This window comes from Streptomyces sp. NPDC006283 (assembly GCF_040613325.1).
Classification (GTDB): Bacteria; Actinomycetota; Actinomycetes; order Streptomycetales; family Streptomycetaceae; genus Streptomyces.
This window is the reverse complement of record NZ_JBEXRZ010000271.1, coordinates 1-8,844: the sequence shown is the minus strand read 5'-3', so window position 1 is coordinate 8,844 and position 8,844 is coordinate 1. Positions and strand designations below refer to the sequence as shown.

The following is an 8,844-nucleotide window of genomic DNA, read 5'->3' as shown; positions in this document are numbered from 1 at the left end:
ATCGGCGGCAGCCTGACCTGCCTCGTGGCCGCACGCTGGATCGTGTCCGCGCAGGAGCGCAGGGAGTACCGCAGCTTCCACACCGCGAGCTGGGGGCAGCTACGTCATCAGCGACGGCCAGGCGTGGGTCGCAGAGCCGCCTGCTCGTCGGTGAAAGCCTGCGCAGAGGCGCGTCCGGCCCGTCGGCGATCGCGGCGCGGGCCCGGCCGGGCTCGGACCGTCAGCCCGCCCAGACCTCAGCGTCGTCGGCCGGAACGGTGGTGGCGAGACCGAGCTCCTTGCGGGCGGCGACCGTCTTGTTCGGGTCGATGCCGGTGAAGGCCGGGTCGTAGGCGATGTAGAACGCGTCGGCGTCGGCGGCGTTCGCGGCCTTCTTCCAGTGGCCGGCGGTCTTCTCCAGTTGCGCGCGCAGCTTGCCGGTCTCGGTGCCCTTGATGTCCTTCATGCCCTTGACGTGCGCGTCGAGGGCGGCGGCGACGGCCTTGGCCTGTCCCTTGTAGCCGTCGAGGTCGTCCTCGACGTTCTCCGCCTTGGGCTGGTGCGCCCACAGGGCCTCGTAGACGGCGTTGGCGCCGTTGAGGTACGTGGCCTGCTCCGGCTTCGAGGAGTCGGCCTTCAGGGAGCCGGCGAACGTGCCGTTCTCCTTGGTGTAGGTGCAGCTCACGGCCCGGTCACCGGTCGTCCAGCTCTCGGTGGTCGGCGTGTAGTAGAACATCTCGACGCCCTTGGGGAGCGCCCAGGTGTCCGGGGCGAACTTCGCCGCCTCTGCCGGGCACCGCTCGTCGGCGATCGCCGTGATCGCCTCGTCGCCGGGGAAGGTCTTGGCGTCGTCGAGCGTGAACTCCCCGACGACCTGGGCCTCGTGGGCCTCGGCGCAGGGCACGACCTCGATGGCGAGCGCCTCACCCTCGGCCTTGCCGTTCGGGTTGTAGCAGTCCCCGATGGCGAGGGAGAACACCGACCGCTGGCGGGCCACCTTCTCCGCGCCGTCCTTGGCGCTGTCGACGACGGAGCAGCCCACCGTACCGACCGCGAGGAGGGCGACGACGGCAGATATGCCGCGCAGGGGACGTGACGGGGTACGGAGAGCCATGACGCGTACATCCTCTTACGAAAGTCTTATGAATGTCGTGCGCATGGTATGCCACCGGTGTGACCGGGCCGTGGCGGGTGAAACGGCCCCGGGGACGACGCGTTCGCGTCGCCTCCGGGACCGTCCACACCGGTCGAGCCGGCGCATCCGCTGTCCCCGGGCGCCGGTCGGGACGTGTGGTCAGAGGGTGGCCGCGAGCCTCGTCCCCTGGTCGATGGCGCGCTTGGCGTCCAGTTCGGCCGCCACGTCCGCGCCGCCGATGAGGTGGACGGTCCGGCCGGCGGCGGAAAGCTCGTCGTACAGGCCGCGCTGCGGCTCCTGACCCGTGCAGAGCACCACTGTGTCGACGGGCAGCACGGACGCCGTGCCGTCGACGGTCAGGTGCAGGCCCTCGTCGTCGATCCGCCGGTACGTGGCGCCCGCCGTCATCGTCACGCCGCGGTGCTTGAGTTCCGTGCGGTGGATCCAGCCCGTCGTCTTGCCGAGGCCTGCGCCGACCTTGCTGGTCTTGCGCTGGAGGAGGTGCACGGACCGCGGCGGGGCCGGGCGCACGGGTGCGGTCAGTCCGCCCCGGGCCGCGTAGTCGGTGTCGACCCCCCACTGACGGAAGTACGTCTGCGCGTCCAGGCTCGCGCCCTCGCCGCCGTCGGTGAGGAACTCGGCGACGTCGAAGCCGATACCGCCCGCACCGATGACGGCGACCCGCTCGCCGACGGGCGCGCCGTCGCGCAGCACGTCGAGGTAACTGACCACGCTCGGATGGTCGATGCCGTCGATCTCGGGCGTCCGCGGGGTCACGCCGGTGGCGACGACGACCTCGTCGAACTCGTCGGCCGGGAGGCCGTCGGCGGTGACGCGCTCGCCGAGGCGCACCTCGACGCCGTGCTCGCGCAGCTGCGTGCGGAAGTAGCGCAGCGTCTCGTCGAACTCCTCCTTGCCCGGTATGCGCTTGGCGATGTTGAGCTGGCCGCCGATCTCGTCGGCCGCGTCGAAGAGCGTGACGGTGTGGCCGCGTTCGGCAGCGGAGACGGCGCAGGCGAGACCGGCGGGGCCCGCGCCGACGACGGCGACGCGCTTCTTCAGACGGGTGGGCGCGAGGACGAGTTCGGTCTCGTGGCAGGCGCGCGGATTGACCAGGCAGGACGTGATCTTGAGGCTGAAGGTGTGGTCCAGGCACGCCTGGTTGCAGCCGATGCAGGTGTTGATGGTGTCGGAACGGCCGGCCCGCGCCTTCGCCACGAAGGCGGGGTCGGCGAGGAACGGCCGGGCGAGCGAGACCATGTCGGCGCGACCGTCGGCGAGGAGTTCCTCCGCGACCTCGGGCGTGTTGATCCGGTTGCTCATGACCAGCGGGACCGAGACGGCGCCCATCAGCTTCTTGGTGACCCACGTGTACGCGCCGCGCGGCACGGACGTCGCGATGGTGGGGATACGGGCCTCGTGCCAGCCGATCCCGGTGTTGATGATCGTCGCGCCGGCCGCCTCGATCCCCTTGGCGAGTGCGACCACCTCTTCGAGCGAGGAGCCGCCGGGCACGAGGTCCAGCATGGAGAGCCGGTAGATCAGGATGAAGTCGGTCCCGACCGCCTCGCGCGTGCGGCGGACGATCTCCAGGGGCAGCCGGACGCGGTTCTCGTACGAACCGCCCCAGCGGTCGGTGCGGTGGTTGGTGGCGCTCGCGATGAACTCGTTGATGAAGTAGCCCTCGGAGCCCATGATTTCGACGCCGTCGTAGCCCGCCGACTTCGCCAGCCGGGCCGCCCGCACGAAGTCCTCGATCGTTTCCTCGATCTCGGCGTCGGTCAGCGCGTGCGGGACGAAGGGACTGATGGGGGCCTGGAGGGCGCTGGGCGCGACCAGGTCCTGGTGGTATGCGTACCGGCCGAAGTGCAGGATCTGCATGGCGATCCGGCCGCCCTCGGCGTGCACGGCGTCCGTGACGACGCGGTGCTGCGCGGCCTCGTCCTCGGTGGTGAGCTTGGCGCCGCCCTCGTAGGGACGGCCGCGGTCGTTGGGGGCGATTCCGCCGGTGACGATGAGCCCGACACCGCCGCGGGCGCGCTCGGCGTAGAAGGCGGCCATGCGCTCGAAGCCGCGCTCCGCCTCCTCGAGTCCGACGTGCATGGAGCCCATCAGGACTCGGTTCGGGAGGGTGGTGAACCCGAGATCGAGCGGGCTGAGCAGGTGCGGGTACGCGTCCTGTCCGGTCGCGGCGGTGCTCGTGCTGCTGCTGGTGCTCGTACTCATCGGGTGCCTCCTCGCACGGGTGTCCTCCGATTTCTAGCCGCCCCCTCCTCCTTATGCAACAAAGTGCATAAATGATTCGCACCACAGGGCCGTCGGTGCGGTCGTACAAATTCGCTCATCAGCCATACGGGTGATCCTGGTCATACGACCACGTTCCGGACCTCTACCGTGTCCTCGTGGCGGGATGGCAGCACGTGAGCGCACTGGGGATCGTGGCGATTCTCGGAACACAGGGGGCCGTGATCGGCACTCACGCATCCGAAGAGGTCAACGGGCCGGGGCACCCCGAGGTGGCGGCGGGTGCACCCGAACGCGAGCCGGAGCCACCCCCCGGGCCGACCTCTGGACCTGCGGCCGGATCGGCGCTCGGGCCGACCCCTGGACCTGAGGCCGGATCGGCGCTCGCGTCGACCCCCGCACCTGAACCCGCGGAGGGCCGGCCGCCGACCCTCGGGGTGGCGGTGTCGCTGCCCGGCCTGGGCGGGCTCGCGCTTTCCGTGACCGTCGGGCTCGGGGACTGCCCGCCTCCGACGCCCCCGCCCCCCACACCCACGCCCACCCCTCCCCCCGAGCCCCCCGCTCCGGAGCCACCGGCGCCCACGCCCACACCCCCGCCTCCTCCGACACCCCCTGCGCCCTCCCCCTCCGGGGAGCCGACGCCCTCGGCGCCGGCCGCCCCGCCCGTCGAGCCACCACCGGAGGAGCCCGCGCCCGCCCCGGCGCCCCCGGACGAGTCGGCGCCGCCCGCCGCGGGCCCCCCGCCGGAGCGGGTCGAAGCCGTCGCCATCCGTACCTACCGGCCCACGACCGGAGCGCCGGAGCCCACGGGGACGCCCCTCACGATCCTGATGCTGGTGACCACGACACCGGCCGTGCTCGCCGCGGCCCTGCTGCGTCCCCGCTCGCAGTCCGCCGCCAACCGGCGCGGACGCGCCTGAACCACACCCCGCACCCCAGCCCTCCCCACACCACCGGAGACCCCCATGTCCGAATGGCTGGTCCTGGCCATCGTGATGGCCGCCGCCTGCGCCGTCGTCCTCGTCGTCACGCTCCTCAGTCAGCGCAGGCCACGCGGCGCGGAGCCGGCGAACGAGCCTGAGGTACGGGACTCGCCCGAGACGCCCGACGTGCTCGAGTACATGGTGATGATGGTGGGCGTCGTGTACGCGATCGTGCTGGGCCTCGCGATCGCGGGCGTCTGGGAGGCGAGAGGCGCGGCCCAGGACGCGGTACGCACGGAGGCGCAGGCACTGCACGAGGTGACCCAGCGCGCGCAGGTCTACCCGGCCGACTTCCGCGACCAGCTCCGCAAGGACATCGACGCCTACGTCTCCGAGGTCGTCGACGACGAGTGGCCGCGGATGGTCAACCACGAGGAGCTATCGCCGCGCGGGACACAACTGCTGGCGGTCGTGCGCACCGGCGTCGCGGAGCGCGAGCCGAAGAACGAGCTGGAGGCGCAGGCGTACCAGCCGATGCTGGACCAGGTGGCCGCCGCGGAGGACGCGCGCAACGCCCGCGCGGCGGGCGCGGGGGAGACACTGCCCGGCATCGTCTGGTTCGGCCTGATCAGCGGAGCCGCCATCACCATCGGGCTGATCTTCACCATGCAGATCGGCCGGACATTCCGGGAGCTGCTGCTCGCCGGTCTCTTCAGTGCGCTGATCGCCTTCCTGCTCTTCCTGGTGTGGGACTTCGACGCGCCCTTCGGCCGGTCGGGCACCGAGTCGGCGGACGCCTTCCGCCAGCTCTTCCCGGGCGCCGCCGAGTCCGACTGAGGGCAGGGCGCGGGGGCTCGGAGGGCTTTGGAATAGGGGTCGGGGTGTGACGGTTGAGCGGTATGATTAGTTCAACCTTCAACTAGAACCCGAGAGGTGAGCCGCCATGCAGTTCGGCATCTTCACGGTCGGCGACGTCACGCCCGACCCGACCACCGGCCGCACGCCGAGCGAGCACGAGCGGATCAAGGCCACTGTCGCCATCGCCCGCAAGGCGGAGGAGGTCGGCCTCGACGTCTTCGCGACCGGCGAGCACCACAACCCGCCGTTCGTCCCGTCGTCCCCGACCACCCTCCTCGGCCACATCGCCGCGCTGACCGAGCGGATCACCCTCTCCACCTCGACCACGCTGATCACCACCAACGACCCGGTGAAGATCGCCGAGGACTACGCATACCTCCAGCACATCGCCGACGGCCGGGTCGACCTGATGATGGGACGCGGCAACACCGGCCCGGTCTACCCGTGGTTCGGCCAGGACATCCGGCAGGGGATCCCGCTGGCCGTGGAGAACTACGCACTTCTCCACAGGCTGTGGAGGGAGGACGTGGTCGACTGGGAGGGGAAGTTCCGCACACCGCTGCAGGGCTTCACCGCCACCCCGCGCCCGCTGGACGGCGTCCCGCCGTTCGTCTGGCACGGCTCGATCCGCTCCCCGGAGATCGCGGAACAGGCCGCGTACTACGGCGACGGCTTCTTCCACAACAACATCTTCTGGCCCATGTCCCACACCCAAAAGATGGTGGAGCTGTACCGGCAGCGGTACGCGCACTACGGCCACGGCACCCCTGAGCAGGCCATCGTCGGCCTCGGCGGCCAGGTGTTCATGCGCAGGAACTCGCAGGACGCGGTGCGGGAGTTCCGCCCGTACTTCGACAACGCGCCGGTCTACGGCCACGGACCGTCCCTGGAGGACTTCACCGAGCAGACACCGCTGACCGTCGGCTCTCCGCAGGAAGTGATCGAGCGGACGCTCGGCTTCCGCGACGCCGTCGGCGACTACCAGCGCCAACTGTTCCTGATGGACCACGCGGGACTGCCGCTGAAGACGGTCCTCGAACAGCTCGACATCCTCGGCGAGGAGGTCGTGCCGGTGCTGCGCGAGGAGTTCACGAAGCTGCGGCCCGCCGGAGTACCGGAGGCCGCTCCGACGCACCCCGCCGTCCTGCGCCGAAGGGCGAACGGCGACACGCAGAGCGGGAAGAACACGCAGGGCACGAAGGAGACGTCATGACGCAGCAGGCCGCGGCCCTGAACCTGGTGGTCGTCTCCGCCGGGCTGGGAGTGCCGTCCTCCAGCCGACTGCTGGCCGACCGGATCACCGAGTCCGTACGCCGCGAACTCGCCGGCACGGAACGTCAGGTGCGGGTAAGTGTCGTCGAGTTGCGCGACCTCGCCGTGGCAATCGCCAACAACCTGGTGACCGGCTTTCCGTCGGACCGGCTCGCCGACGCCATCGAGGAAGTGACCGGCGCCGACGGGCTGATAGCCGTCACACCGGTGTTCACCGCCTCGTACAGCGGGCTGTTCAAGTCGTTCTTCGACCTGATCGAACCGGACGCGCTCACCGGGAAGCCGGTGCTGATCGCGGCGACCGGCGGAACGGCACGGCACTCGCTGGTGCTGGAGCACGCGCTGCGGCCGCTCTTCGCCTACCTGCGGGCGCTCGTCGTGCCGACCGCCGTGTACGCGGCGTCCGAGGACTGGGGCGGCACGGGCGACGCGCTCACCGACACCCTGCCGGACCGGATCGCCCGCGCCGGCCGCGAACTGGCCGCCCTGATGGCCCCGCGGGCCAAGGAGGAGCCGGACCGCGCCACGCCCACCGCCGACCTCTTCGCGTAGTTTTGCGCCTGCTTGATCCGTTTTACGTAGGCTTGAAGCGAGCTACAGCTACGGAGGTGGCGGGTATGGCGGACGAGACCGGCACGGCGGGCGCAGGCAGGATCGTGGTGGGCGTCGACGGCTCGGAGCCGTCGATCAGGGCCCTGAGATGGGCCGTACGGCAGGCCGGGCTGACCGGGGACCCCTTGGAGGCCGTCATCAGCTGGGAGTACCCGTCCGCCGGCTGGGCCGCGATGGTCCCCGCCATGCCGGCCGACTTCGACCCTGAGCGGCTGGCGGCCAAGGTGCTCGCCGACACGCTCGAGCAGACGCTCGGCGCGGAGGCCGCCGCGGCCGTGACCCGGACGATCATGATCGGCAGCGCGGCGCAGGCCCTGATGGACAGGGCGGACGGCGCCTCGCTGCTGGTCGTCGGCGACCGCGGCTACAGCGGTTTCAAGGCGACCCTGCTCGGCTCCGTCGGCCTGCACCTCACCCAGCACGCGCCCTGCCCGGTCGTGGTGGTCCGCGGTTCGGCCGGCTGACGCGCCCGGAGCGGTCCGGGCCGCCTCGCGATGCTGCGATGCCCCCGGCCTGTCCGGGGGCATCGCCGTCCTGCGGTCACTTGCGGTTGTAGAGCCGCATCGTCACCGAGCCGAAGACCACCACGAGCACGGCCGACCAGCCGAGCGACCAGGCGATGTCCGCCGCCGGCCAGTTGCCCGCCATCAACTCCCGGACGCCGGTGGCGACATGGGTGACGGGACTGTTGTTGACGAAGGCCTGGAGCCAGCCCGGCATCGTCTTCGGGTCGACGAACACGTTGCTCAGGAACGTCAGCGGGAAGATCACCATCATGCTGACGCCCATGACCGACTTCTCGGTCCGCAGCAGCAGGCCGAACATCGTCCAGACCCAGGAGAAGGAGAACGAGAAGACCATCAGCAGCGCGACACCGAGGACAACACCCACGACACCTCCGTCGGCCCGGTAGCCGATGAGCATGCCGACCGCGAGCATCACGGCGGAGGCGATCAGATAGCGCACCACGTCGCCGAGGAGGTAGCCGACCATCGGGGCCGGCCGCCAGATCGGCAGCGTACGGAAGCGGTCGAAGACGCCCTTGGAGATGTCGGTGTTCACCGCGACGCCCGTGTACATCGTGATCATCACGACGCTCATCGTGAGGATGCCGGGCAGCAGGAACTGGATGTAGTCCGAGACGGAGCCCGCGATGGCACCTCCGAAGAGATACGTGTACATCAGCACCATCATGATCGGGAACGCCGTCACGTCGAACAGCTGCTCCGGCACATGCTTGATCTTGAGCATGGCCCGCCAGCCGAACGTCACCGACGCCGAGAGCGCGCTGGGCCGCGGCGGGCGCTCCGTGGCGACCAGCAGCGCGGCGAGGTCCTCCGCCTTCGGGGCCTGCAGATCGAGGTCGATGGCGTCCTTCGTGGTGGCAGCGGTGCTCATGCCGCCTCCCCCTTCTTGTCGGTCAGGGCGAGGAAGACCTCGTCCAGGCTGGGCTGTCCCAGCGCGAAGTTGTCGACGGTGATTCCGTTGCGAGCCAGCTCGGCCAGGGCGTGCGCCGCCTGCTCGGCAGCGCCGCGGTCGGTGCCGTGACCGTTGACACGGGCGGTGAGCGCGACCGGGTCGGGGTCGAGCAGCACCTCGGCACCGAGCGCGGCGGCCAGCACCCGCTCCGCCTCGGGCCGCTGATCGGCCTCGCGCAGCCGCAGATGCACCGCGCCGGAGCCGACGGATGCCTTCAGTTCGCCCTTCGTGCCCTCCGCGATCACCTTGCCGTGGTCGATCACGGCGATACGCGACGCCAGATGGTCGGCCTCGTCCAGATACTGCGTCGTCAGCAGCACGGTGGTGCCCTGGGCGACGACG

The 8,844-nt window shown here is 70.7% G+C and carries 7 protein-coding genes and 1 pseudogene; 4 read left to right on the top strand and 4 right to left on the bottom strand.

From position 1 onward, the window contains the following. Nucleotides 1-220: 220 nt before the first annotated feature. Together ABZ070_RS33180 and ABZ070_RS33175 are read right to left on the bottom strand one after the other, a co-directional pair. Nucleotides 221-1,093: a septum formation family protein gene (locus ABZ070_RS33180; RefSeq protein ID WP_356639389.1), complete on the bottom strand. Its 873-nt coding sequence runs from the start codon at nucleotides 1,091-1,093 to the stop codon at nucleotides 221-223. Nucleotides 1,094-1,273: 180 nt separating this feature from the next. Then, nucleotides 1,274-3,340 carry an NADPH-dependent 2,4-dienoyl-CoA reductase gene (locus ABZ070_RS33175; RefSeq protein WP_356639387.1) on the bottom strand — a complete coding sequence of 689 codons (2,067 nt, stop codon included), beginning with the start codon at nucleotides 3,338-3,340 and terminating at the stop codon, nucleotides 1,274-1,276. Between the two features lie 983 nt (nucleotides 3,341-4,323). On the opposite strand from ABZ070_RS33175, the gene ABZ070_RS33170 reads away from it, so the two are divergent. From ABZ070_RS33170 to ABZ070_RS33155, 4 genes are all read left to right on the top strand, one after another. After that, entirely contained in the window at nucleotides 4,324-5,118 is a 795-nt protein-coding gene (locus ABZ070_RS33170; protein ID WP_356639385.1) for a hypothetical protein, read from the top strand. Between the two features lie 106 nt (nucleotides 5,119-5,224). Further along, nucleotides 5,225-6,352 carry an LLM class flavin-dependent oxidoreductase gene (locus ABZ070_RS33165; RefSeq protein ID WP_356639383.1) on the top strand — a complete coding sequence of 376 codons (1,128 nt, stop codon included), beginning with the start codon at nucleotides 5,225-5,227 and terminating at the stop codon, nucleotides 6,350-6,352. Continuing rightward, nucleotides 6,349-6,963: an FMN reductase gene (locus ABZ070_RS33160; RefSeq protein WP_356639381.1), complete on the top strand. Its 615-nt coding sequence runs from the start codon at nucleotides 6,349-6,351 to the stop codon at nucleotides 6,961-6,963. The genes ABZ070_RS33165 and ABZ070_RS33160 overlap by 4 nt, the downstream gene beginning before the upstream one ends. Before the next feature lie 65 nt (nucleotides 6,964-7,028). Beyond that, nucleotides 7,029-7,487, top strand: coding sequence for a universal stress protein (locus ABZ070_RS33155; RefSeq protein ID WP_356639379.1), 459 nt, complete (start codon nucleotides 7,029-7,031; stop codon nucleotides 7,485-7,487). 76 nt (nucleotides 7,488-7,563) lie between these two features. Here ABZ070_RS33155 and ABZ070_RS33150 read toward each other — a convergent pair whose 3' ends face one another. Both ABZ070_RS33150 and ABZ070_RS33145 read right to left on the bottom strand, forming a co-directional pair. Further along, complete coding sequence (locus tag ABZ070_RS33150; RefSeq protein ID WP_356639377.1) at nucleotides 7,564-8,421, bottom strand: ABC transporter permease; 858 nt, start codon at nucleotides 8,419-8,421, stop codon at nucleotides 7,564-7,566. Next, nucleotides 8,418-8,844: pseudogene (locus tag ABZ070_RS33145) on the bottom strand (daunorubicin/doxorubicin resistance ABC transporter ATP-binding protein DrrA); the annotation flags it as partial. The pseudogene ABZ070_RS33145 and the gene ABZ070_RS33150, both read right to left, overlap by 4 nt.

Coding starts and splice junctions, on each gene's coding strand:
- ABZ070_RS33170 (WP_356639385.1), top strand. CDS start 4,324: ATGTCCGAATGGCTGGTCCTGGCCATCGTGATGGCCGCCGCCTGCGCC.
- ABZ070_RS33180 (WP_356639389.1), bottom strand. CDS start 1,093: ATGGCTCTCCGTACCCCGTCACGTCCCCTGCGCGGCATATCTGCCGTC.
- ABZ070_RS33175 (WP_356639387.1), bottom strand. CDS start 3,340: ATGAGTACGAGCACCAGCAGCAGCACGAGCACCGCCGCGACCGGACAG.
- ABZ070_RS33155 (WP_356639379.1), top strand. CDS start 7,029: ATGGCGGACGAGACCGGCACGGCGGGCGCAGGCAGGATCGTGGTGGGC.
- ABZ070_RS33150 (WP_356639377.1), bottom strand. CDS start 8,421: ATGAGCACCGCTGCCACCACGAAGGACGCCATCGACCTCGATCTGCAG.
- ABZ070_RS33165 (WP_356639383.1), top strand. CDS start 5,225: ATGCAGTTCGGCATCTTCACGGTCGGCGACGTCACGCCCGACCCGACC.
- ABZ070_RS33160 (WP_356639381.1), top strand. CDS start 6,349: ATGACGCAGCAGGCCGCGGCCCTGAACCTGGTGGTCGTCTCCGCCGGG.